Consider the following 24477-nt stretch of genomic DNA (forward strand, 5'->3'; position numbering starts at 1 on the left):
CTGACTTGAACAAAATTGAGAAGTTTTGGGCACGGATCAAGCACTACGTGCGAAAGACCTTGCACCAGTTTGACACCTTGTGGGATGCCCTCGACAATGCCTTCCGCGTATTGTCCTAACCTGCCTGCGGGCTGCTATAAATCCCTTAATCTTGGATCCGATTCTCAGGTATGGCACATTAACCTTCCAAGTCGTGTGTTGCACTTCAACCTTGAATGGGCCTCGTCGATAGCCTGGGCTGCGGGTCTTGTAACAGGCCAAGGGTTGCCTAAAACTGTTGGGCCAACAGAGCATCGATCAGACGGTGGGCCAGCAGCAGTTTGGGGGAGGGGGGAAACACCTCCTTTTCGCCATCGGCTTGGATGAGGACGGCCTGGTTGGTGTCACTGCCAAAGCCGCTGCCAGGGATATCGATGGGGTTGGCCACGATGGCATCGAGCCCCTTGCGCTGGAGCTTTTCCCAGGCGGGGGGCACAATATCTCCGGTTTGGGCGGCAAAACCGATCAGGCGCTGGCGGGGCTGGCGGCGGCGGTTGAGGTCGGCCACAATATCGGGCACGGCGGCCAGGGGTAGGGCTTTGGGCAGGTTGGCTTTGGCTAGCTTGGTGGGGGATTGGGTAGCGGGCTTCACATCGGCCACGGCAGCGGCCATCAAAATCCAGTCGGCCTGGGGCAGGTAGGTCACCATAGCCCGGTGCATGGCGGCGGCGGTGATGACGGAAACCGTGCGGATGCCCCCCAGTCGCGCCTGGAGATCGCCTTCCATAGGGCCATGGACAAGGGTGACGTTGGCCCCTCGGTGTTTGGCGGCGAGGGCGAGGGCCACGCCCATTTTGCCGCTAGATGGGTTGCCGATGAAGCGTACCGGATCCAAAAATTCGCGGGTGCTGCCCGTACTAATCAGCAGGTTTTTACCTGTCAAATCCCGCTGGCCTTGGGTGTGCATTAGGGATTCGATCTGGGCGAGGATGTCCTCTGGTTCAGCCATGCGCCCTGCCCCGATGCGGTCGCAGGCCAAAATGCCGCTGATTGGCCCCACGGTATGAAAGCGCTGGTCTTGACGTACCAAATGCCAGTTGCGCTGCACCGCCCGCTGTTGCCACATATCGGTGTTCATGGCAGGGGCTAGCAGCACCGGACAAGTGGAAGCCAGCACCGTATTGGTCAGCAAATTATCCGCCAAACCGTGGGCCAGCTTGCCCAGGGTATTGGCGCTGAGGGGCGCAATCACCAGCAGGTCGGCCCATTCCCCCAGTTCAATGTGTAGGGGACGGCCCTGGCGGCTCGACCAAAAATCCGCATCGGTATAGGCGGGGTGGCGGCTGAGGGCGGCGACGGTGAGGGCGGGAAGAAACGCCTGCCCCTGATCGGTCAGCATCACCCGCACATCCACCCCAGCCTTAGCTAGGTCGGAAATGACGGAACAGACCTTGTAAGCGGCGATGCCCCCGGTAATACCGATCAGCACCCGTGGGCCAGTGGGATCTAGATTAGCCTCTAAATCCGGCTCTGGCCGAGGCTGATCCACGGGCACGAGGGGTTTGGCGTTAGACGGGTCTGGGACGAGGGCAAGGCTCACGATTCGTCGTAGGGTTCAAGATCGAGAAGGTAGACGTAGGATTCTACCAATTCTGGCCGCTGAAAAGCCAAAGCCCGAAGCAAATGCCAGTCTTGCAACCCCTCAAAGGCGTTTTCGTAGGCATCGGCCTCTAGGCGACGGGCCAGTTCTTCTACGGTGTCCGGCGTCATTTCTGAGACCGCTTCTTGCGAAACATGGACGCTCAGCATGATCAGTTTCCCCCTTATGCTATCTGCATGGCCCCTGGATGATCGGGAACGCTAACGTTCTCACTGATCCTTGGGCCATACAGTTCACTCCTTTATCCTAAAGGTTAAGGTTCGGTATCCCCTGCAACCTGCCGTAAATCTTCGCAAAAGGCGGTGATGGTGCTGATGACCGAGGGCGGAATCTCGTGCCCCATGGCTACGGATTGAAAGGCCACGGGCTGATTCTGCGCTTCTAGGGCATCCTTGGCTTCGTAGGCATTTTCGATGGGCACCACGGGGTCGAAGGTGCCGTGAACCATCATTACCGGGCGCGGCGTCACGGGAGGGGTAAGCGCTCCGTGGCAGTAGCCGCTGAGGATAATCTGTCCCGCCAAGGGCAATTGGCCACCAATATCAAGCGTCATTGCGCCCCCCTGGGAAAATCCCGCCAAAATGGTGCGCTCTAGGGGAATGTGACTGCTCTCGGCTAGCCCTAGCAACCAATCTTTCAAGACTTGCCGACTGGTTTGCAGATCGGCCTGTTGCTCAAAATCGTAGGGCTGGCGGAAGTCGTACCCCCAGGGAAAGCCATACCACATCCGGCCTCCGGGCACCTGGGGATGGGCGTGGGGCGCATCGGGGAAGGTCATGGCAAAGCGGGGCAGCTTAAGGTACGAAGCCAACCCCGCCAAATCCGCCGCATTGGCCCCCCAGCCGTGCAGCGCCACCAGATGCCAATCTGCCGTGCCCGCCGCCGCTGGGTAGTTCAGAGTATTCAGGCTCAAAGACTACCTCCCACCCAGGAAAAATCCACCATGTCCAAACGATACCGTAGCTTGTCGGTTGAGTGCAGCGGAGCGCAACCCAACCATTGACGCCTACCGTCTCGACATGGGTCGTGTGGTTTCCCCCGGTGGAGGCTCCCAAGGCGGTAGAGGCTCTCGGTGGCCTTGGCCTTGGCCATTTTGGCTAAAGCGCTTGGCGGCGCAAATACTACAGCACGACCAGCGCTTGAGTTCGCCCGGTGGCGTGGGACAGCAGCAGAGGGGGCACAGCATTCGGTTCGTTGCCATCCCCTGGGCGAGGGTGGCCCAGCGCTGAAAGCTTTCTTGGGCGGTGAGGGGATGGTTCGTGGGGGGCGGGGTAGACAGGGCTCCCGGCTCGAAACTGGGGTGGTGGCGGAACCAGTCGGGTAGGTCGTCGAGGGCGGGTTGGGCGGGCGCGGTCTTGGGGTTGGGCCGTCGGAACCAGTCACCGCTGGAAAAGCGTAGGTCGGTGAGATCGACCTGAAGCTGTTGATTGAGTTTATTTAGAATCGCGAGCCGTTCAAGGGTGAGGGTTTGCGCCCACATGGGGTTAATGACTGCGACGTAGAGGATTTTTTGCTCGATTCTCACGGGTCTAGCTTGACGCGCCACGGCTTGACCAACGATGACGGGCCAGTGATCTAAAATGCGGCGAAATTGCCCCCGACTGCGCCAGACGGGTTGTTGCTCAAGCTGATGAAAGACCTGGCCAATGGCATTGAGGGGCATGGTAAGCGCCAAGGGGGCTGGGGGTAGCGACGGGTCACTGGGACGTAACTAGCCGTAACGAACGTTGTCAACTGGTGAGAAATCAGTAGTATTAGGATGTTCCTTTGCCCGGTCGTCTAGGACGTCACGCCATGGTTCATCCGTCGGTTGGTTCTACCCTTCATCCTACCCATTCCCAGACGGGGATGGAAGCGATCCCTAAGCCGTCGCTCCACCGTGCCCTAGAAAGCCTGATGGTCAACCTAGACGATGAGCTACTGCGCTATCGCCACAGTCGTACAAGCCAAGGCCCCGCTCCTACGCCCCAGAGGAAGCTAGCCTTTCGGCCCAAGGGTCGCCCCTCTCCGAGTTTGATTCACCTCAAGCCCGCTGGGGTTAAGCGTCGTGAAGATCCGGCCCCCTCCCGTGGAACGTCGCCCACTACCCCTACCGTCGCCCCCCCGATGCCCCCGATGCCCCCGATGCCCCCGACTGGAACGGCGATCCCTGGAAGTTCGGCGCAACCTGTGGCCATCACCGGGAACACATTGGCCCCCTACCAGGCCATGCCCCAAGCCTACCTGGAAAGCACCGCTGCGCTGTTGGAGAGTACGCCCCCATCCGTCGAGGCTAACTACCCTACGGCCTACTACTCCGACCCCAACTACTATCCCGATCCCGACTATCACAACGAGGCCGACTATCAGATCTCCCTGGCCCAGCGGTTGTCTACCCCCCTGGGAGTGGGGGCGTTGCTGCTGCTATTGATAGGCAGTGCGGGCTTTGGCTATCTGGTGACCTCGCCCACCGCCATTGATCACCTGCGCAACCACGCCTGGATGCAGCGGTTTCAGACCACGCCATCCACCCCAGAAACGGACGGTATGACCCCAGCCCCAGCCGCTATGGGAGAGGTGCCCACCGGGCTTCAGGGCATTGGCCCCGACCTGTCTGGCCAAGAATTTGGATCGCTGGATCTAGATCGCGTCAGTCGGCTCCCGGTAGATCCGTCTCGGTCTAACCCAGCGAATCCTGACGCAGCCAGCCCTAATTCAGAGAATCCAGCCCTAGAGGCCACCGGGGCAGAAACCCCAGGGGAATCCGCCCGTGATGGTGCAACGGATACCTCCCAGCGCCCCACCGAGACGGCGGCCTCTAGCGACCGACCCCAGCCGACCCAGGAGGTGCGGCCAAGGGGCACCCTGCGCACGGAACCCGTGGTACCCCTCAGCCCCAGTCGGCCTGCTCCAACCACGGTTTCGCCCAGTGCAGTCTCCCCTGGTTCGGGTCGTCCCCCTGCGCCATCCCAACCCACCGTCCAATCCTCGGCTCCGGCGGCTCCGCCCACCCGTCTAGCGCCCCCCGCCCCCGTGGCTCCAGCCCCCTTGCCCCCGCCAGCGGCCCAGCCTCCCCAGCCGTTAGGCACCGTAACGACCGTTCCCACCCCGGCCCCCACCTCGGTCTCGCCCCCGCCCCCCCTCGCCCCAGCGGCCCGCCCCAACTACTACGTGGTGGCCGACTACACGGGTAATCAATCGCTGGAATCGGCCCGTGGCGTGGTGGGCGATGCCTATGTCCGCGACTTCCAGGGCGGCACCAAGATCCAAATGGGAGCCTTTTCCCAGGAATCCTCGGCCCGCGACCTAGCGCAACGCCTTCAGCAGCAAGGCATTCCAGCCCAGATCTATCAAACCCCCTAGGTCAACCACCTGCCCCTCCATCCCCTCGGTATCGTCTCCCGCCCTGCTCAGGGCCATGGGGCGGCGCTGTCTGTAGGATCTCCATGGCTGGGGGGAGGGCTGTTATGCTGAACCAAGAGACCACGGCAACTTTGGGAGATCTGGAGAAAGCGATGGGGCTGTTTGATCGAACCTTTCGTGCCCTACGGGCCAACCTCAATGGCATGGTAAACCAGGCGGAGGATCCAGAGAAAATTCTGGAGCAGGCGTTGGTGGACATGGAGGATAACCTGTTGCAACTGCGGCAGGCCATGGCCCAAGCCATTGCCACCCAAAAACGCACCGAACGCCAGAGCGCCCAGGCCACGGCCACGGCCCAGGAGTGGTATAACCGGGCCGAACTCGCCCTAGGCAAGGGGGAGGAATCCGCAGCACGGCAGGCGCTCACCCGCCGCCAAACCGCCTTGGAATCGGCCCAGGTTATGGAAAACCAACTGGCACAACAGCGGCAAGTCGTGGCGGCCATGAAGGACAATATGCACCGCCTAGAAACGAAAATTGCCGAGGCTAAAATCCAGAAAGATCTCTATATTGCCCGCGCCCGATCCGCTGAAGCCTCCCAGCGGTTGCAAGCGATGATCGGCGGCGTTGGCAGCGGGGGCACCATGGCCGCCTTCGATAAAGTAGAGCAGCGGGTGCTCGATCTAGAGGCCCAAACCGAAGCACTCAAAGAACTCAGCGGCGACCCCCTAGAGCGCCAATTTGTGGCCCTAGAAGGTACCCAGACGCCCGTGGATCGAGAACTAGAGGCCATGAAAACAAGATTGGCAGGATCGGCCCACCCCCCAGAAAGTCTCCCCCCAGTGGGGTAGCCACCTTGTGCCCTCGGATCTGTGTAGGTAGTCCCTCTCAAGGTAGCGCCCCTGATGGCCTCCCCCTCGCCAACGCAGGTGGAGAAGATCGATGTAGACCGCTAGGTTACAGTCTGCAACGTTCCACCATAAAACTTCAATAGATAAATTTTCTAGAACGGAATTAGGCAGGGTTTTAGGGTCACGCTACTCTGAAGAAGGACAGGGTGAAGTCGCTTCATCGAAATACCTGTCTGGCCCTGGTTTTGGGGTCTACTCGGTAGGCCATCGAGGGATGGCAAGGAGTGGGTTATGACTCAAAATGTCCTTTCTTCAGGTTTGCGTAATGTTGGCATTGTTGGTGCCTATTCCAGTGGTAAAACCACCCTATTAGAAAGTATTCTTGCCGTCACAGGGGCCACAACCCGTAAGGGTAGCATTGAAGAAGGTAACACCGTTGGAGACAGCACTCCCGAAGCCCGCAATCGCAAAATGACCGTGGAACTCAATGCCGCTAGTACCGAGTACGGCGGCATTCGTTTTACGTTTTTAGATTGTCCGGGTTCTGTAGAACTTCAGCAGGAAACCTGGAATGCGTTGATCGGTGTCGATGCGGCCATCGTGGTTTGTGAGGCCGATCCCAATAAAGTGTTGACCCTATCGCCGCTGCTGCAATTTTTAGATACCTGGGAAATTCCCCACCTCATTTGGATTAACAAATTGGATCGGGCCAATGGTACCTTTGCCGATGTGTTGGCTTCCCTGCGGCAAATTTCTGCCCGTCCAGTCATTCCACAACAATATCCCATTCGCCAAAATCAAGACCTGGTGGGCTTTATCGACCTAGTCACGGAGCAAGCCTACCACTACCATCCCGGTGCCCCGGCGGATCCGGTGCCTCTGCCAGCCGCGCTTCAGGCGGAGGAGCAGGCCGCCCGCACCGAAATGCTGGAAGCCTTGGCCGACTATGACGATCATCTTCTGGAAGAACTGCTGGAGGAAATCGCGCCGCCAGAGGAGGAAATCGTCAAAGACCTGAAGATGGAACTGGGGGCGGATTTGATCGTGCCCGTGTTCATCGGCGTAGCATCGAGTGACTACGGTGTGCGGCCTTTGCTAGATGCCCTGGTGAAGGAAGCTCCAGAACCCGACGCCACCTGCGAAAATCGCGGCATCAAGGCGGGGGATGTGCCCCTGGCCCAGGTGCTGAAGACCTACTACACGCCCCAGGGCGGCAAGCTTTCCCTGGTGCGGCTGTGGCGGGGTGCCCTGCGCGATGGCGACGGCCTAAATGGCGAACGCATGGGCGGCCTCTACGACCTGATGGGCAACCAGCAAAACAGCCTCTCCCAGGCGGTAGCGGGGCAAATTGTGGCTATCGCTCGCCTAGAAAATGCCAAAACCGGGGATACCCTCACCACCAATGGCAACAGTGCCGAACCCCTGCCCAAGGCTCCGGCCATTGACCCGGTCTATGCCCTAGCGGTGACGCCGGAAAAACGCAGCGACGAGGTAAAACTCAGCGCCGCCATCGGCAAACTCCTAGAGGAAGATCCCTCCCTGGCCTGGGAACAGCACGGCGATACCCACGAAGTTATCCTCTGGGGCCAAGGGGATGTGCACCTCAATTTGGCCATTGATCGCCTGGGCCGCAAGTACAACCTGCCCATGGCTACCCATCTGCCCCAGGTGCCCTACAAGGAAACCATTCGGCAGGCGGTGGACACCGTCCACGGGCGCTACAAGCACCAAAGCGGCGGCCACGGCCAGTTTGGCGATGTGTATCTGTCCATCAAACCGCTGCCTAGGGGCGAGGGCTTTGCCTTCAACGACACCATCGTCGGCGGCGTGGTGCCCAAGCAGTACATCCCCAGCGTCGAAAACGGCGTGCGGGAATTCCTCAACCGTGGCCCCCTGGGCTATCCGGTGGTGGATATCGCCGTGACCCTCACCAACGGCTCTTACCACACGGTCGATAGCTCCGACAACGCCTTCCGCCAAGCTGCCCGCCTCGCCATGACCGAGGGCTTGCCCATCGGTGGCCCCACCCTGCTCGAACCCATCGCCCATGTGGAAATTTCTGTGCCCAGTGTCTACACCTCCAACGTGCTGAAGCTGGTCAGCGGTCGGCGCGGCCAAATCCTCGGCTATGAGGGCAAGGCCGACTGGCCCGGTTGGGATGTGGTGACGGGCTATGTGCCCCAGGCAGAAATGCAGACCATGATTTTGGAACTGCGCTCCCTCACCATGGGCGTGGGCTTCTTTAAGTGGGCCTATGACCACCTTGACCCCGTGCCGGAAAAACTGACCGAGAAAATCCTAGCCACAGCGGATGCGAGCTAATTCTCCAGGCTCCCGTTGTTGACGAGGGGAGGGCGATCCCTCCCGAAACTATCCGACCATCCCAGGACAACGCCTGAATCAGCGGTTTGTGCAGTCGATAGCGATGAATATCGCGCTTGTACAACCTCCCACTGATCGGGCGTTGTTTTTTGCGTCGATGTTGTGCACCTTCCATCTGATTGGGCACTGTGCGGACTTTTTTTGTGCTGATGGCCTACCTATCGCGCAGTAGACGCCGCGATGGTGACGTGCGGCTAACCTCTTTCAGTGAATGTAGAGCAAGTGGATCCACAGAGTTTTGGGGCAACTCTTTCAATTATTCTCCTGATCCTCAAATAAAAGGTCTGAAGTATGAAACATCCTTTACGTCAGAATCGTCACACTGGTAGCAAGCAGACACGCGAGCACAGGATTTCCAGCACATCTATTACCTCAGAAATGCCATGCAAGCGGCTGAATTTACTGTCAAGAACGACTGGGGATCCGGTTTCACTGCCGAAATCACCATCACGAATCTAGGTGTTCAACCCCTAACCGAGTGGGAAATCACCTTTCATGCCCCCTTCCAAATTACGAATCTGTGGAGCGCTACGCTTCAGCAGGGATCCAATGGCAGCTTTGTTATTACCAATGCGGCCTGGAATGGTTCGTTGGCCCCTGGACAGAGCATTACCTTTGGCTTTAATGGCCAAGGGTCTATTGGGGTTACTCCTGTCGTGTCGGATCTCACCTTAAATGGTGTCCCCGTAGCGGGAACGCCGACACCCGAACCGACCCCGGAGCCCGAACCCGAACCGACCCCAGAGCCCGCTCCAGAGCCCGCTCCAGAGCCGGAGCCGACACCCGAACCCGAACCCACGCCCGAACCCACGCCCGAACCCACGCCCGAACCCACGCCCGAACCCACGCCCGAACCCGAACCCACGCCCGAACTCAATCCAGTTCCAGAACCAACACCCACGCCTGCGCCTACACCAGTCCCGCCTCCTGGGCCAGCGGTTGCGGTTAGCTTTGTGGTAGACAACGATTGGGGTGCGGGCTTTGTTGCCAATGTGGTGATCGAGAACTTGGGCAGTACGGCAATCACAGGGTGGACGCTGGCCTTCGGAACCAATTTCCGCCTTGACGGTCTTTGGAATGCCAACCTCCTGAGCACCCAAAATGGCCTTCAAGTCGAGAACCTGGGCTGGAACCAAACCATTCCAGCGGGGGGCAAGATCACCTTTGGATTGCAGGCCACTAAGTTGAATGGCGATACCGTCATCCCGACAAGCTATGTGTTCAATGGCGTCACGCTAGGGCCGTCTGGTGGCGGCGTTGCCCCGACGCCGGATCCCGCGCCCGAACCCGTGCCTGACCCGACGCCGGATCCAACGCCCGCTCCAGTCCCCGATCCAACGCCCGATCCAACGCCCAACCCGACGCCGGATCCCGTGCCTGACCCAATCCCTGATCCAACGCCCGATCCCTCCCCTGGGTATGGGTCTGAGCTATCGGGACGGTTTAACTATGGCGAGGCGCTGCAAAAGTCCTTCCTGTTCTATGAAGCTCAGCGTTCTGGGGTGTTGCCAGACAACAACCGCATTGCTTGGCGGGGAGACTCAGCCCTCAATGATGGGGCGGATGTGGGCATCGACCTCAGTGGTGGTTACTACGACGCGGGCGACCATGTGAAATTTGGCCTACCCATGGCGTCATCGATGACGATGCTGAGCTGGGGGGTGGTGCAGTATGGCGACGCCTACGCCCAAATGGGGCAGTTAGACGATGCCCTCGCCGCCATCAAGTGGGGGACGGACTACATCCTCAAGGCCCATGTCACCCAAAATGGAGTGACCCAAGCGTTTTGGGGGCAGGTGGGAGATGGTGCCCTCGATCATAGCTATTGGGGTGCCCCAGAAACGATGACCATGGCGCGACCTGCCTTTGCCATCACCCCCAACCGTCCCGGCAGCGACTTGGCGGCAGAGGCGGCGGCAGCATTGGCTTCGGCATCTATTCTCTTCCGGTCAGTGAATGCGATCTATGCCGATACCCTGCTCACCAATGCCCAACAACTCTATACCTTCGCTGATACCTACCGAGGTACCTACTCCAGTTCCATTCCGGCCAGTGCCCAGTTCTACAATTCCTGGAGTGGCTACCAGGATGAACTGGCCTGGGGGGCCACCTGGCTACACAAGGCGCTCCAAGCCAAAGGTTCCAACGACTCTAGCTACCTAGCCAAGGCCGAGGCCGCATACCAAGGCATTGGCCCTGGCTGGACGCAGTCCTGGGATGACAAGTCCTACGGTACGGCCATTCTGCTGGCCCAGGAAACCAACAACAGCCGCTACCGCACCGATGTCGAAAATTGGCTCAATAGCTGGCTACCGGGCGGCAGTAGTGCCACCTATACCCAAGGGGGGCTGGCATGGCTGAGTCAATGGGGTTCTCTGCGCTATGCCGCCAACACGGCCTTTTTGGCGGGGGTCTATGCCGATACCGTCAACGATCCCAATGGTCGGTACGACGCCTTTGCCACCCGCCAAATTGACTACATCCTGGGGGATAACCCGCGCAACGCCAGCTACATGGTTGGCTTTGGCGAAAATTCCCCGCTCAATCCCCACCATCGAGCCGCCTCCGGTACCACCAACATCAACGACCCCGCCCCGAATGATTACATTCTCTATGGCGGTTTGGTGGGTGGGCCATCGTCTCCGAACGACTTCGCCTACGAGGATGTGCGTAGTAACTACTTCACCAACGAAGTGGCCCTAGACTACAATGCAGCCTTCACCGGAGCCCTGGCCCGGATGGCCTCTCTCTATGGCGGCATTCCCCTGAGTGATCAGGAGCTAAACGCCCTACCCGGCATTGTCGTCACCGACCTGGGGTAAAACTGGCGGAAACATCGCCCGATATAGGCCCACCGTCCAGCCGAGGGCCAACAGCCAGCCCCCCACCACATCGCTGAGGTAATGTACCCCTAGGTAGAGACGACTGAGCCCAATCAACAGGGCCAAGAGTCCTCCTAGGAGGACAATCCAGCGACGGTGGGGGCTGGTTTGGCTGATCAGCATCACCGCCAGAAAAAAGGCCATCGACAGGGTGGCATGGCCGCTGGGAAAACTGTGGTCGGGCAAAAACGGGATTCCCTCCCACAATTGAGGCCGCGCCCGTTGCCACAGTCCTTTCAGTCCCAGATTTAGCAGTAACGCCCCTAGCATCGCCAGAATCAAGAACGTGGCCTGTTGCCGCTGCCGCTGCCAGATCATCACTCCCCCTAGGAAAATTGTCCCCGGCAGCACGCCCCACACGGTACCCAGATCGGTGAACCACAGCGCCGCCCGATCCAACCTAGGGGTGGCATAGCGATGCAGCCCTAGCAGCACCGCCTGATCCCAAAGGGTGAACGCTGGGAAGGTGGCCACCGCCCAGCCCAGCGCTATCATCAACCCCAGGGCTAGCCCCGGCCCCCCCAACCGTTGTCCAAGGGTCGCCAGTTTTTTTCGATCCACCATGCCAATCCTCCTTACCGCCAATGACAGCCTAGCCGCCCCTGCCATGGCAGGTCACCATACTGTGGGTGAATTGTCTGTGTGTTCACGCTGTTTATACGCTAGGAGGTGAGGCGATGAATGTTTTGTTTGATCTCGATGGTACCCTTACGGATCCCCAGGAGGGGATTTTAGCCTGTCTCCGCCATGCCCTAAGCACCGTTGATCAGCCCATTCCCGATGACGACACCCTACGATTACTGATTGGCCCACCGTTGCGCGAGGGGATCAGTCAACTGCTCCATTGTCCGGCGGAAGATCCCCTGATAGACGCCGCCATTACCGCCTACCGAGACCGTTTTTCCACCGTGGGTTTGTTTGAAAATCACCTTTATGACGGTATTTTAGAAGCCCTCTCTGCCCTAGCAGAACAAGGTTCATTGTATGTAGTCACCTCTAAGCCACGGGTGTTTGCCGAACGAATTGTGACTCACTTTGGCTTGAATGCCTATATTCAGGAGGTCTACGGCAGCGAGCTAGACGGCACCCGTTCCGACAAGGGCGATCTGATTGCCCATGCTCTGGCCCAGTCGAACCTAGCGGCGGCGGAAACGGTGATGGTGGGGGATCGCCGCTACGACATCATCGGTGCTCTACGCCATCAAGTTTGGCCCGTGGGGGTGCTGTGGGGCTATGGTTCCCGCCAAGAACTCATCCAGGCCGGGGGGCAGCAGTTGTTAGATCACCCCAGCGATCTTTTCACCCTGCGCCCTATGTCTGATACCAAATCCGAGTTGGATAGTCCCGATTCCCAGCCCAGTAAACCGTAGGGGCGAGGTCTCCTCGCCCGCTAATACCGGGGGCAAATAAGCCGGATTTAGTCTGAGAGCTAACCTTGGCAGCGCAGGCACCTAGTCCGCAGACTATCTTTACCGACCATGGCTCCCTAAGGGCAGGTGCGGTTGGCAAAATCGCATTGATAAATGTAAGGCTCCTGCCAATGGAGGGGAATGCTTAGCAGGTCGCGCACCCCCGTAATGCCCTGGCTAATAAATAGCAACACCGCGACGGTATTGAGGGCGGCATGGGTTAAGCGCCAGCGTTTGGAGGTGTAGATTTCCGGCAGGGTAGCGAGGGCAAAAATCATCAGCATCGCCGCCACCATGCCCAGGTAAAAATGGGACACATACCACTCCTGGCCTCGCCGAAACACACCGGGCTGCATTCCCAACAGCCACAGCCCCAGACCCGTGAGGGTGGCGAATAGCCCCCGCCATTGGGCGGTGCGAGCTCGGTACAAAACCACCACCGCCGCCAGGGTAAAGCCGTAGACCAACGCCACAAACACGACCCGAAACGGATCGCTAGCCCACACCTGCTCCCGAATCAGGGTTTTGATGATGGGATGGGCCAGCCCCAGCAGCACCAGCCCCACCACCGACCCCGCCAGCCAGCGCCCTACTCGTACATGATCGGTGCCCACCAGGGGATTGATGCGGGTCTTGGCCTTGGTATTTACCGCCAGTCGTCGTTGTCGGGTTTGGATGGCGAAGTAGGTGGCTACGCCAATCAACGGCATGACCCAAATCACGGCTAAGAACGGATGCAACAGCCTCAGCAAATCCGGGGTATCGAGCATGGCAACCTCAATAAATGTCTGGACTCAACATGGCGCGGCGACGGAGTCATCATAGCCTACGCCCACCGATGGGACAGGATGGCTTGGGGCATAATCGATGTAGGTCTACCGTTAAGTTCGCCATGTCTGAACCTGTCACTATTCAGGATATTTACGACCTGTTCCGCACGTCCCAACAGGTTGCTGAGCAACGTTCCGCCGCCCTTGATCACCAGTTGGCCACCTTTGCCGCCGAAGCCGAACAACGTTCTGCTGCCGCTGAGCAACGTTCCGCCGCCCTTGATCACCAGTTGGCCACCTTTGCCGCCGAAGCTGAGCAACGTTCTGCCGCCCTTGATCACCAGTTGGCAGAGCTTGCAGCGAAGGCAGAACAGCGGTCAGCGGAAGCAGATCGGCGAGCGGCGGAGGCTGAGCGGCGGCTAGCACGGATTGAGCGAATTGCGGCCCAGGCGAACCAGGAATCGGCTCGGTTGGGGGAACGCTGGGGCCAATTTGTGGAAAACTTGGTCGAACCAGCGGTGATCCAACTCTTTCAGGAGCGGGGTATTGGGGTACAGGAAACCTACCGTCGCATGAAGTCAAAACGTCCTACCGCCCCCATGGAAATCGATATTTTTGCCATCGATGGCGACGTGGCGGTGGCCATTGAGGTCAAGTCGCGGTTGGCTCGGCGGGATGTGGAGTATTTTTTAGAGAAACTGGGACGGTTTAAGCAATCCTTTATTCACTTCAATGACTATCAACTATATGGAGCCGTAGCGGGCATTGAAATTGATGAAAATGTAGATCGCTACGCCTACCAGCAGGGGTTGTTTGTCATTCGCCAGCGCGGGGATGCCATGGAAATTGCCAACGACGCTACGTTTCAGCCCACGACTTGGTAAACACAATTCCCGATCCTAGAACTATCAATTAGGCCCACAAATTAAATCGAGCCAGTTGTTGCTTCAGGCGATCTGGCAACTGGCGGGACAAATCCTCGGCGGTTTTGAAGGTGAGGCGATTTTGGGCAGGCAAATCAAAGGGATATTGCCCAGAGATGTCGGGCCGCTCCATTTGGGCCAGCAGAATTTGTTCGGGTGGTTTGGCTTGTAGGGCATAGCCCATTTCCACGCAAACATGGGGGCTGGGAATGGCAATTTTAGGGTCGCCAGCGGATTCTAGAATGGGGGTGCCATCGGCCACAAACAGCAGCGCCTTGGCCATTTTGCGCGTGAGGCGACTGTTTAAACGGGCGGGGCCTTCACTGAGGCGGTGCCCCACTTCGAGGGTGAGCGGCACACGGGATTTGGCGTTGAGATTGGCGATGGCATCGGTTAACCCCTGGTGCAGCAGTTCCGCCGAGGGGCTGTAGTCGGCTTGGTAGCAGAAGTAGATGATGGGGTCGAGGTGGGCCATCACCTCTCGCTTGGTGAAGTAAATTTCGTGGCTGATCAGGTCGATGTTGGCGATGGCATAGCCGCCGCTGCCTTCGATGTAAAATTCCACCACCTCGCCATCCAGGTAGCGCTGAAACCAGGCACTTTGCCTCACGGTGTCGCTGTCGTCTAAAAAATCCGCCCGCAGGGCCGACTTCAGCAGGCTATTTTTGCTCAGCCGCAGATCGTAGGGCCGCTTTTCCAGGTCGCGTAGAGGCTCGTAGGCTTCTAGATACCAAGCTTTGAGGGCAATAATCGCCATGGGTTCCTCCTCGGCAAGGGAGCCGCCGCACCAAACGTATCGCTTGATTTTAAGCCCTAGCCCCGAACTCTGATCGGTCAAATCGACTGAATCACCACAGTGCCACCAAGGGGCTTCAGCCCTCGGCTAGGGACGCCTGATCTACCTAGGCCATCCTCAAGGGTTAAACACCTCATCCTCAAGGCCCACCCACCATTCGCCTAGGCCCATCAGTTCCCCGTGGAGTTGGCTGAGTTCACGCATATAGGTCTCTGGAGCCAGGGTATCCTTGCGCTCTTGCAGCATGGTGAGGCGTAGCAGCACTAGCAGCCAAGGTTTAGAAATGCCGTCCCTCGCTTCAATGAACTGGGCCAAACTGTGGCTATCCAGACCCAGCCCTTGGCCCAGTCCTTGCCTGAGTCCTTGTCCGAGTCGATGCAGGGGCAGACCGAGGGGATCGCCCCCCATGGGGTTATCGTTTTGGTCAGCGTGATCCATGGGTTTACCTCTTGGGACTGCTTTTCTTACTGTAGCCCTAACTTTTGGGTGACGGAGGGTTGGGGACGGAAAGGCCAGGAACCGTGCCCCTACGAAGGGTATGGTGGCGGAGGGTTGGGGGTGGTTGCATGGCTTCGTCCACGGCACCCTACGGGAATGGTTATCGCTGAGCCTTTGGCAAGGCGGATAGTTTTACCCATGACATCCTACGGAATCCTGAGAAATTGAGCATTCTGGCCCGATTGCCGCTAGGATGATGGCCGTCATTGACGTTGTGTTCTCCGTTCAAGGTCACCAATGATGCTTGACCCCAACCTGGCTATTGTGTCCCCGCCGCCGCCATCGCCTTGGCCCCGGTTTTCGGAGCCACTGAAGTTAGCAGTTCTCGCCTCTGGTCATGGCAGCAACCTGGAGGCTATCGCTACGGCCATCACCCAGGGAGATTTGCACGCCCACATTCAGGTGGTGATCTACAACAACCCCAAGGCCAAGGTGGCGGAACGGGCGGAGCGGTTGGGTCTACCCAAGGTGTTGCTCAACCATCGCCACTATCCCAGCCGCGAAGCCCTCGACCAAGCCATCATTCAAACCGTGCAAGCCCACGGAGCCAATTGGGTGATTATGGCGGGCTGGATGCGCTGCGTTACCCAGGTACTCATCGATGCTTTCCCTGGCCAAGTTTTGAACATCCACCCCAGTTTGCTGCCCAGTTTTCCGGGCATCCACGCCACCGAACAGGCCCTGGCCGCCGGGGTCAAACTCTCTGGCTGCACCGTTCACCATGTGGAACTGAAGGTGGATAGCGGCCCCATTATTATCCAAGCCGTGGTGCCCGTGCTGCCCGGAGATACCGCTGACAGCCTGCAAGCCCGCATCCAAACCCAGGAACACCGCATTTACCCCGCCGCCATCGCCCTGGCTGCCAGTTCCAAAGCCACGGAAAGCCAGGGAACCTAAGCGGGCTCGTCTAAACTCGTCGCGACCCCTTGCAGAATGGTCATCGGGCCGAGGGCTTTTAGGAGGGCCAATTGGTCTTGGTTTTTCACCAGCAGCGACCCCGCAAACCCCAGGGAATTGACCGGGATAGACTGGTAATGTTCTTGGCGACGGCCCACCACCATCATCCAGCGGCGGGTGGCCAGCAGATTGTAGGGAAAGTCGGCGGCGGCGGCTTGGCGGTTGGCCCCTAGGTGGTCGATGAGGGCGTGGTAGGTGGTCAGCAACTCCTCGGCGGTGGGTGGTTCTCCACTCAGTCCGGCAAGGGCGTGGCGAAAGGGGAAATGGGGATGTTGATGGATCGAGATCTGATCTGCCGAGAGTTCTAACGACAGTTGGCCAATGGCCTGATCCACGGGTAACGGACTGCCATCGGGACAGAGGGGCGGTGGCACCAGTTGCAGATGCTTATGGCGTTGGCTAGCTCCGGCGAGGCGTCCGCCGTTGTAAAAGGCCAGCCCGTCGATTTCCGCCATTCCCAGGGCGAGGGCATCGAAATCGGCCTGAGTTAGCCAGGTGTCCTGTTCTTCAAAGGCACGGGTGACTATCAAAATATGGTGATCCACCACGTTGTACTTATTCAGCAAACATAGGTGACTGGCGGATAAATCCGCCACAAACAGGTTGGGGTCGTAGGGCAAAAAGGGGTTGACGGGCTGGCCGTTTTGCTGCTGCTTTCGTTGGGCCTGGTTGGCTTGTTCCTTCAGGGCTAGATTAGCCAACACGCGCACCAAAAAACGCATTCCCCCTTGCTCGACAAACTCATACTCCGTTCGGATCGGCTGGAGCGCCCCGCAGGCCAGGGCGTGGTGGGTCTGGTGCTGAATTTTGCTCCACAGCACACCCGGAGCGAAGAAATAGGGATCAGAGCCAGCCATAGAAATATCGGGGAATGCCTGTATCGACTGTATCAAACCGCTGCCCCCGCCGCCGCCCTAGGGGATCAAGCGTTCCCATTGCAAAATAATCCCTAGGGGCCAAAAAATATGGCAGGGTAGGAGAGTTCACGGCAACCCATGCGTTGAACGCAGTTTAGGAGAGTGTCTTAGGAGAAATCGATGGTTGAAACGATTCGTGGCATTTTGCAGCCCATTGCCGACTGGTTTGCGGGCTTTGGCACCCCAGAGCCCATCGTCCACTGGGGCCACCCCCTAATGATGGGCATTGTGATTTTTGTCATGGGTTCCTACACCGCCTGGGCCGGGTGGCAGGGGCGTCTGGGCAGCGATGCCGAAAAAATGGCCGAGCAGCGCACCATTCACAAGCGCCTCGCCCTGTGGATGTTCACCTTTATCACCCTGGGCTACACCGGGGGCGTGTTGTCCTTGGTGATGCAGGGCCAACCCCTGTTTGAAAGCGCCCACTTTTGGACGGGCACCCTAGTCATCGGTCTGTTGGCCACCAATGGGGCGATTTCTATCACCAAATTCGGCGGCGGACAGCCCGCCCTGCGCACCGTTCACGCCTACCTGGGCACCGTTGCCCTGGGGATAATGTTCATCCATGCCTTCCTAGGCGTGCAGTTGGGGCTGGCCATTTAGCCCCGAACGCTTTTCCTAGCCCCAGCGCCCTCTCCCACCAGGGGAGGGGGCACTGGGGGGCATCCTACTTCGCGTAAGGGTGGCGGGCTCACGGCATCAGACCATGGGATTCCTGCCGCCCAGTACTTGCCTGTCAAAGGTTGCAAATCATGTCGAGGGTGGAAGCCAGTAGCAAAACGTCATAAGATTTTACAGAAGTTATCAACCGCCCCATTCCTGCCGCCATGACGCTGACCAACGACAAAACCGACGATAAAACCGTAGTCCGCGACTACTTCAACGCCACGGGCTTCGACCGCTGGCGGCGCATCTACGGCGATGGCGACGTTAACAAAGTTCAGCTCGACATTCGCAAGGGCCACCAAAAAACCGTCGATACCCTGCTGGACTGGCTGAAGGCCGACGGCAACCTAAAGGACATCACCTGCTGCGATGCGGGTTGTGGGGTGGGCAGTCTCTCCATTCCCCTAGCCCAGGAGGGCGCAAAGGTCTATTCCAGCGATATTTCGGCCAAAATGGTGGAAGAAGCCCAAAAGCGGGCCGAGGAAACGCTCAAGGGCGAAAATGTTCCTACTTTTGAGGTTAAGGATCTCGAAGAACTCTCAGGACGCTACCACACCGTGATCTGCCTAGACGTGTTGATCCACTACCCCAAAGAACAGGTAGAGGGCATGATCCAGCACCTCAGTTCCCTGACCGAATCGCGCCTGATCCTCAGCTTTGCGCCTAAAACCCCCTGCTATACCCTTCTGAAAAAGGTCGGCGAATTCTTCCCTGGCCCCAGCAAAACCACCCGCGCCTACCTGCACCGAGAGGCCGATATCGTCGCCATCCTAGAATCTAGCGGCTGGACAATCGAACGCCGTGCCATGACCAAAACCCAATTCTACTTCTCCCGCATGTTAGAAGCCGTCAAAACCAGTGACTAACGGGTTCAGGGGGATCGGGCAAGGCTATGCCTTGATCATCTGCTGAGAATCTTCCTCGACGACGCTGACCGGGTTCATCCTGGGGGATGATAGTAAGGGGGGCTCCGTCCGGGCGATTCTGATTCCACGGTCATCGCGCCAGGATCAGACCCTTGCCCTAGCTCAGGCTTGGCTCAACCCCATGGCCTAGGCGTTGGAGTCGTCCCACTGAACTCTAAGGTTAGTTATGTCCTCTGGTGAGCGTTTTCAGGCCCAGCCCCAATTCGTGAAACTATACGACTTCCATCCCCCCGTGGAAGATTTTCGCAGTGCCGTGTTGCAGGGGTTGGCCCAGCCCCAAAAGGCGCTGTCGGCCAAGTTTCTCTACGATAAACGAGGGTCTGAGCTCTTCGATGCCATCTGTCAACTGCCGGAGTACTACCTCACTCGCACCGAGATGGCCATCCTCCGCGCCCACACCAAGGACATCGCCCGTGCCCTCAACCATCGGGTGTTGGTAGAACTCGGCAGCGGCAGCAGTCAAAAAATTAGGATTTTGCTCCAGGCGGCCCCGCAGGTGCATACCTATGTGGGGGTGGATATTTCCCGCCAGCACCTCCAGGAATCTTGCCTCGCCCTCCAGCAAGATTTTGACGGCCTCGACACCATCGCCCTCTGCGCCGACTATACCCAACCCCTGCCCTTAGATCAGGTGCCGGAACTGCACCACCGCCCCACCCTTGGCTTTTTCCCCGGTTCCTCCATTGGCAACCTAGAGCCTGCCGAGGCCGTCGCCTTCCTCAAAACCGTGGCGGTGCTGGGGGAATTAATCGTGGGGGTAGACCTGAAAAAATCCGCCGCCATCCTAGAACCCGCCTACGACGATGCCCAAGGGATCTCTGCCGCCTTTGCCCTCAACCTGCTCACCCGCATTAACCGAGAACTGGGGGCCGATTTCGACCTGCGCCAGTTTAGCTACCAAGCCCACTACAACGAAGCCGCTGGACGGATCGAAATGGCCATCGTTAGCCTGGGCGATCAACGGGTTCACCTCGACGATAGGGAAATTCCCTTTAGGCAAGGCGAAACCCTCCACACGGAATATTCCTATAAATACACCGTTGAGGAGTTCCAACTCCTAGCCATGGAGGCCGGATTTCAGCCCGTAGAAGTGTGGGTTGACCCCGATCAACACTTCAGCCTTCACCATCTGAAGTGCCTTTGAGGTCAAAGCCTTGAGCCTAAGTCTGTGCTTAGGGGTCATCGGCTTGTTTCGCCGCTAGGGTGCGGGTCTGACCTCCTCGGGAATTTGCCACCTTCACGCATCAGCCGCAACGGTTCAGAACGTCTACCCTAGCCATCACGAGGACAGGATGCAGGGCGGCGCACCCGTGTGGAAATCTAGAAATGAGGCCGAGCATGGGAGAATCTAGTTTTTCTGCAAGGTAAGCCTGAATTTGTGCAGAAGCCTTGATCCCCGTATAATGGCAACTTAACATTCCTTCATCAGGACGCCTCTACCATGGCTCTTCGTCAACCCAAACCCTACACCGTATTGATTACGGCAACGGGCAAGGTACCGATTACCCTAACCCTAAATCCGTGGGTCGCATTGGCCACAGGGATATTAGCGGTGGGGGTGCCCATGGCCACCATAGCGGGGTTGGCGTACCACAACTGGCAATTGGCCCAGCAAAACCAGGCGCTCACGGATACCGCCAGTGAGGTGCTAACGGAACTCAACGTCATCGGCAGCGAGATTCGAGTGCTCAAGCATCGGGCCGGGGTATCGGAGGTGGAGTGGGATGCACTTTCCCCCAATCCTGAATCGACACCCCAGGGTGGGCAAGCCCTGGAGGCTCCACCCGAACTGATGTTAGCCACGGCCCAGCGGCAGCTTCCGGCCCTGTCGGCGGTGTTGGCGACGGATGTGCGCCCTGCCCTAGAGGCCACCCTAGAGGCCGAGTCTGACCAGCGGGCGGCGTTCCCCGATGGCAAGCCTGTGGCGGGGGAGATTAAGGTATCCTCGGAGTTTGGGCTACGGTCGAACCCCTTTGGGGGCCGGAGCTACGAGGTGCATGAAGGCATTGACTTTGCGGGGCCAGTGGGTCAGCCGATTTTGGCCACCGCCGATGGTGTTGTGGTGAAGGCCGACTATGATCGGGGCTATGGCAACCATATCAAAATCGACCATGGCTACCACTACGAAACCCTCTATGCCCATCTGTCCACCATGACGGTCAAACTAGGGGATCGCGTGCAGCGGGGAGACGTGATCGGCCACCTAGGCAATACCGGGCGTTCCTCTGGGCCACACCTGCACTACGGCATCTATCGCAACGGACGGGCCATGAATCCCCGCTACTTCCTCAAGCTTGAGACTCGGCCCGAAGAGACTCCCTAGGAAACTCCCCAGGGAGGGAAGCAAAATAGTAGGATCGAGAAACCTTACCCCTTCAATTCTGGCAATATCGATCCTATGGGCAGTACTTTTGGGCAGCTATTTCGCATGACCACCTTTGGCGAATCCCACGGTGGCGGCGTGGGGGTGGTAATTGATGGCTGTCCGCCCCGGCTAGATCTGAGCGTGGAGGAAATCCAGGCGGAGCTAGATCGGCGGCGACCGGGCCAAAGCAAAATTACCACCCCCCGCAAGGAGAGCGACCGCTGCGAAATTCTCTCCGGCGTGTTTCAGGGCAAAACGTTAGGGACGCCGATTTCCATCCTGGTGCGCAACCAAGACACCCGCCCCCAAGACTATAGCGAAATGGCCACCACCTATCGCCCCTCCCACGCCGACGCCACCTACGATGCCAAATACGGTTTCCGCAACTACCAGGGCGGCGGACGATCCTCCGCACGGGAAACTATTGGCCGAGTGGCGGCGGGGGCCGTGGCCAAGAAAATTCTTCAGCAGGTGGCCGGGGTGGAGATCATCGGCTATGTCAAGCGTATCCAGGATTTGGAGGGCACCGTAGACCCTGAAACCGTCACTCTGGCCCAGGTGGAGAGCAACATTGTGCGCTGCCCCGATGCCGAAGCTGCCGAGCACATGATCGCTCGCATCGAAGCCATCCGCGACCAAGGGGATTCCATCGGCGGCGTGGTGGAATGCGTGGCCCGTGGGGTGCCCATCGGCCTAGGGGATCCGGTGTTCGACAAACTGGAGGCCGACTTGGCCAAGGGGGTGATGTCCCTTCCGGCCAGCAAGGGCTTTGAGCTGGGTTCTGGCTTTGCGGGCACCCTGTTGACGGGCAGTGAACACAACGACGAGTATTACACCGACGAAAACGGCCACCTCCGCACCCGCACCAACCGATCCGGCGGCACCCAGGGCGGCATTTCCAACGGCGAAAACATCATCATCCGCGCCGCCTTCAAACCCACGGCCACCATTCGCAAACCCCAAAACACCGTCACCAACAGCGGCGAAGCCACCGTCCTCGCCGCCCGTGGCCGCCACGACCCCTGCGTATTGCCCCGCGCCGTGCCCATGGTGGAAGCGATGATGGCCCTCGTCCTGTGCGATCACCTGCTGCGCCACCACGGCCAATGCACCCTGTTTTAAGCGATGACCACCACCACGCCCATCCCATCCCTAAATCACCACCGTCCACTGCTACTGGATGTCAGCCATGTGGCCTTGAAGGTGACGCTGGAGGAGTTTGATCAGCTCTGCATGGATAATCCCGATTTGCGGCTGGAATTACATCAGGATGGAACGTTGATAGTCATGGCTCCAACGGGTGGCGAGAGCAGTGAGAAAAATTTTGACTTAGTGATGGAGGTGGGGCTGTGGAATCGTCAAACCCGGCTGGGCCGTGCCTTTGATTCCTCCTGCGGCTATGATTTCACGGCCCTGGGCGGAGGCAAGCTCTCCCCGGATGTGTCGTGGATTGAAAAATCCCGCCTGGACGGCATCGACATTGTGGGGTTTATTCCCGTGGTGCCCGACTTTGTGATTGAGCTACGGTCGGCCACCGATCCCCTCAAGCCTCTGCGAGAAAAAATGCAGGAATACCAACGACTAGGGGTGCGATTAGGGGTGCTGATTAACCCCCAGGATCGGCAGGTGGAGGTTTATCGTCCTGGTCAAGCTGTGGTGGTGTTAGATTCCCCCCAGGCAGTGGACTGTGGCGATGTCATGCCCGGTTTTCATCTCAATTTGGGATGGATGTGGTAGGGCTGGTGCGTGGAGAGGGTGAAGCATTGCCGCCATTCCCAATCCTGCACGGAAAACGCCCACGGCCTGGGCCACCGCCCTAGAAAGAACCTGATAGACTAAGGCGGGGCAACAGATAGCCCAGGTGCAAGGCGATCCATCGGTTCGATTATGATGTCGGATTTTTCTAATGATTTGGCGAGCGACGTGACGGACAATTTGGCCAACAACGTATTGGGCCATGATGCTGATGTGCCCACCATTCCCGACTTGGCCGCCGCACCGCCCACCCCCAGCTATGGTCAGGTGCAACTCAAAAGTGATGGGGTGCATCTTTGGCTGGCGCTTCCTCCCGATGTCGATGGGGACGGGAATACGATTTCCTGGGCGGCGGTTTTGCAACAACTGCGCCAGCGTCTAGAGGCCACCACAACGGATCGAGAACCCCAGATAGATCTGTACCTGCAAGGGGGGGATCGGCTGCTAGATGTGCGCCAACTTCAGACCCTCGCGGAAACCCTGCATGAGTTTGCCATCACCCTAAAGCGGGTCGTCACGAGCCGTCGTCAAACCGCCTTGGCTGCGGTCACCGCTGGGTATTCCGTCGAGCAACTGGCTGCGGTCGATCATCTGGTGCAGGCTCCTCCTCAGGCTGGACGACCCCAGGTCGATCCCCTCTACCTGCAAACTACAGTACGTTCAGGGATCGATATTCGCCATGGGGGCACCATCGTCATCCTAGGCGACACCAATCCCGGTAGCGCCCTCCTAGCCGATGGCGATGTGATTGTCTGGGGACGATTACGCGGCATGGCCCACGCCGGATTTAGCGGCGATCGTAACCGCCGAATTATGGCCCTGCAAATGCGACCCACCCAACTCCGCATTGCTGACCTGATGGCCCGCCCCCCCGCCGATGGCCCCACCGAGGACTGGCCAGAGGTAGCCTATGCTAGCCCCGACACCATCCGCATTGCCCGCGCCCAAGATTTTGCCAAAACCCAACTCAGCCCCGGTGGCCTAGGCTTTGAGGATCCCTAAGGACAGGCCATTGAGGTCTAGACCAGCGTTTTTGCCATAGCTAAGGGCATGGGGAGGAGTCCAAAATCCCCTCTTTTTGCCGTTGCAATTCTCTCAAGGCATCGACCCAATTGACATTCGCCAATTCAAATTTGAAGCACAACAGCGTTGGTTTTTTGTGGTGGGTAACACCTGGGGCAGGGCTTGCCAGAATCCAAAAGCTCCATCGTCGATAGCCAGTTCGGGATCGTCTTTCAGCCCCTAGTCTTTGAGGTGTAACCACAACGGTTTCCAGATCAACTCCGACTCCCCAACACTCCGGACAGATTTAGGAGGCTGTGATCCCAGTCTATGCGGCGATAACCCCGTAGTTCAGGAGGGTCTGGTAGTTGGGATGGGATTGAATCAAAGTTGGCTC

At 58.6% G+C, this 24477-nt stretch carries 23 protein-coding genes and 1 pseudogene; 14 read left to right on the plus strand and 10 right to left on the minus strand.

Going from position 1 to position 24477, the window contains the following annotated elements; genetic code table 11:
• Positions 1-268: 268 nt before the first annotated feature.
• The 4 genes from coaBC to H6G62_RS19845 all read right to left on the minus strand — a co-directional run bounded on the left by coaBC (position 269) and on the right by H6G62_RS19845 (position 3302).
• Positions 269-1528 (minus strand): bifunctional phosphopantothenoylcysteine decarboxylase/phosphopantothenate--cysteine ligase CoaBC, encoded by a 1260-nt coding sequence (gene coaBC / locus H6G62_RS19830; RefSeq protein WP_190498392.1) that lies wholly within the window; start codon positions 1526-1528, stop codon positions 269-271.
• Positions 1529-1575: 47 nt separating this feature from the next.
• A complete protein-coding gene (locus tag H6G62_RS19835) occupies positions 1576-1788 on the minus strand; it encodes a DUF2555 domain-containing protein (protein WP_190498353.1) in 213 nt (70 codons plus the stop codon).
• Between the two features lie 104 nt (positions 1789-1892).
• Complete coding sequence (locus H6G62_RS19840; RefSeq protein WP_190498355.1) at positions 1893-2552, minus strand: esterase; 660 nt, start codon at positions 2550-2552, stop codon at positions 1893-1895.
• A 93-nt stretch (positions 2553-2645) separates the two neighbouring features.
• On the minus strand, positions 2646-3302 hold the full coding sequence (locus H6G62_RS19845) for a DUF721 domain-containing protein (protein WP_190498357.1): 657 nt from the start codon (positions 3300-3302) through the stop codon (positions 2646-2648).
• Between the two features lie 131 nt (positions 3303-3433).
• Between H6G62_RS19845 and H6G62_RS19850 the strand changes: the two genes are divergently transcribed.
• The 4 genes from H6G62_RS19850 to H6G62_RS19865 all read left to right on the plus strand — a co-directional run bounded on the left by H6G62_RS19850 (position 3434) and on the right by H6G62_RS19865 (position 11036).
• Positions 3434-4981 (plus strand): SPOR domain-containing protein, encoded by a 1548-nt coding sequence (locus tag H6G62_RS19850; RefSeq protein ID WP_190498359.1) that lies wholly within the window; start codon positions 3434-3436, stop codon positions 4979-4981.
• Between the two features lie 104 nt (positions 4982-5085).
• Positions 5086-5832 carry a PspA/IM30 family protein gene (locus H6G62_RS19855; protein ID WP_242052181.1) on the plus strand — a complete coding sequence of 249 codons (747 nt, stop codon included), beginning with the start codon at positions 5086-5088 and terminating at the stop codon, positions 5830-5832.
• Positions 5833-6123: 291 nt separating this feature from the next.
• Positions 6124-8154 (plus strand): elongation factor G, encoded by a 2031-nt coding sequence (locus H6G62_RS19860; protein WP_190498361.1) that lies wholly within the window; start codon positions 6124-6126, stop codon positions 8152-8154.
• Between the two features lie 443 nt (positions 8155-8597).
• The gene (locus H6G62_RS19865) at positions 8598-11036 is read left to right on the plus strand and encodes a glycoside hydrolase family 9 protein (protein WP_190498363.1); all 2439 of its coding nucleotides are present in this window, start codon (positions 8598-8600) and stop codon (positions 11034-11036) included.
• On the opposite strand, the gene H6G62_RS19870 is transcribed toward H6G62_RS19865, so the two are convergent.
• Entirely contained in the window at positions 11004-11660 is a 657-nt protein-coding gene (locus tag H6G62_RS19870) for a phosphatase PAP2 family protein (protein WP_190498364.1), read from the minus strand. The two genes, H6G62_RS19865 and H6G62_RS19870, sit on opposite strands and share 33 nt — an antisense overlap.
• A 113-nt stretch (positions 11661-11773) precedes the next feature.
• Here H6G62_RS19870 and H6G62_RS19875 point away from each other — a divergent pair, with 113 nt between their 5' ends.
• Positions 11774-12466: an HAD hydrolase-like protein gene (locus H6G62_RS19875; protein ID WP_190498366.1), complete on the plus strand. Its 693-nt coding sequence runs from the start codon at positions 11774-11776 to the stop codon at positions 12464-12466.
• A gap of 116 nt (positions 12467-12582) precedes the next feature.
• Here H6G62_RS19875 and H6G62_RS19880 read toward each other — a convergent pair whose 3' ends face one another.
• The gene (locus H6G62_RS19880) at positions 12583-13275 is read right to left on the minus strand and encodes a DUF4079 domain-containing protein (RefSeq protein ID WP_190498368.1); all 693 of its coding nucleotides are present in this window, start codon (positions 13273-13275) and stop codon (positions 12583-12585) included.
• A gap of 122 nt (positions 13276-13397) precedes the next feature.
• Between H6G62_RS19880 and H6G62_RS19885 the strand changes: the two genes are divergently transcribed.
• Positions 13398-14159, plus strand: a complete 762-nt coding sequence (locus H6G62_RS19885; protein WP_190498370.1) for a hypothetical protein — start codon at positions 13398-13400, stop codon at positions 14157-14159.
• Positions 14160-14187: 28 nt separating this feature from the next.
• Here the strand turns inward: H6G62_RS19885 and H6G62_RS19890 are convergent, their stop codons facing one another.
• Together H6G62_RS19890 and H6G62_RS19895 are read right to left on the minus strand one after the other, a co-directional pair.
• Positions 14188-14955: a hypothetical protein gene (locus H6G62_RS19890; RefSeq protein WP_190498372.1), complete on the minus strand. Its 768-nt coding sequence runs from the start codon at positions 14953-14955 to the stop codon at positions 14188-14190.
• 156 nt (positions 14956-15111) lie between these two features.
• Positions 15112-15432 carry a hypothetical protein gene (locus tag H6G62_RS19895; protein ID WP_347239390.1) on the minus strand — a complete coding sequence of 107 codons (321 nt, stop codon included), beginning with the start codon at positions 15430-15432 and terminating at the stop codon, positions 15112-15114.
• 297 nt (positions 15433-15729) lie between these two features.
• Between H6G62_RS19895 and purN the strand changes: the two genes are divergently transcribed.
• Positions 15730-16389, plus strand: a complete 660-nt coding sequence (gene purN, locus H6G62_RS19900) for a phosphoribosylglycinamide formyltransferase (protein WP_206755651.1) — start codon at positions 15730-15732, stop codon at positions 16387-16389.
• Here purN and H6G62_RS19905 read toward each other — a convergent pair.
• On the minus strand, positions 16386-17306 hold the full coding sequence (locus H6G62_RS19905) for a phosphorylase (protein WP_190498374.1): 921 nt from the start codon (positions 17304-17306) through the stop codon (positions 16386-16388). The genes purN and H6G62_RS19905 overlap by 4 nt on opposite strands.
• A 180-nt stretch (positions 17307-17486) precedes the next feature.
• On the opposite strand from H6G62_RS19905, the gene H6G62_RS19910 reads away from it, so the two are divergent.
• The 7 genes from H6G62_RS19910 to minC all read left to right on the plus strand — a co-directional run bounded on the left by H6G62_RS19910 (position 17487) and on the right by minC (position 24080).
• A complete protein-coding gene (locus H6G62_RS19910) occupies positions 17487-17969 on the plus strand; it encodes a DUF4079 domain-containing protein (RefSeq protein ID WP_190498376.1) in 483 nt (160 codons plus the stop codon).
• A 224-nt stretch (positions 17970-18193) separates the two neighbouring features.
• Positions 18194-18898, plus strand: a complete 705-nt coding sequence (bchM, locus tag H6G62_RS19915) for a magnesium protoporphyrin IX methyltransferase (RefSeq protein WP_190498378.1) — start codon at positions 18194-18196, stop codon at positions 18896-18898.
• 226 nt (positions 18899-19124) lie between these two features.
• Complete coding sequence (gene egtD / locus H6G62_RS19920; RefSeq protein WP_190498380.1) at positions 19125-20102, plus strand: L-histidine N(alpha)-methyltransferase; 978 nt, start codon at positions 19125-19127, stop codon at positions 20100-20102.
• A 297-nt stretch (positions 20103-20399) separates the two neighbouring features.
• Positions 20400-21281, plus strand: coding sequence for a M23 family metallopeptidase (locus tag H6G62_RS19925; protein ID WP_190498382.1), 882 nt, complete (start codon positions 20400-20402; stop codon positions 21279-21281).
• A 75-nt stretch (positions 21282-21356) separates the two neighbouring features.
• A complete protein-coding gene (gene aroC, locus H6G62_RS19930) occupies positions 21357-22445 on the plus strand; it encodes a chorismate synthase (RefSeq protein ID WP_190498385.1) in 1089 nt (362 codons plus the stop codon).
• Between the two features lie 3 nt (positions 22446-22448).
• The gene (locus H6G62_RS19935) at positions 22449-23060 is read left to right on the plus strand and encodes a Uma2 family endonuclease (protein ID WP_190498388.1); all 612 of its coding nucleotides are present in this window, start codon (positions 22449-22451) and stop codon (positions 23058-23060) included.
• Between the two features lie 186 nt (positions 23061-23246).
• Positions 23247-24080, plus strand: a complete 834-nt coding sequence (minC, locus tag H6G62_RS19940; protein ID WP_199325138.1) for a septum site-determining protein MinC — start codon at positions 23247-23249, stop codon at positions 24078-24080.
• Positions 24081-24221: 141 nt separating this feature from the next.
• Here minC and H6G62_RS28015 read toward each other — a convergent pair.
• A pseudogene (locus tag H6G62_RS28015) lies at positions 24222-24368 on the minus strand (transposase); the annotation flags it as partial.
• Positions 24369-24477 lie beyond the last annotated feature (109 nt).

It is taken from the genome of Phormidium sp. FACHB-1136, assembly GCF_014697375.1.
Lineage (GTDB): Bacteria > Cyanobacteriota > Cyanobacteriia > Phormidesmidales > Phormidesmidaceae > Nodosilinea.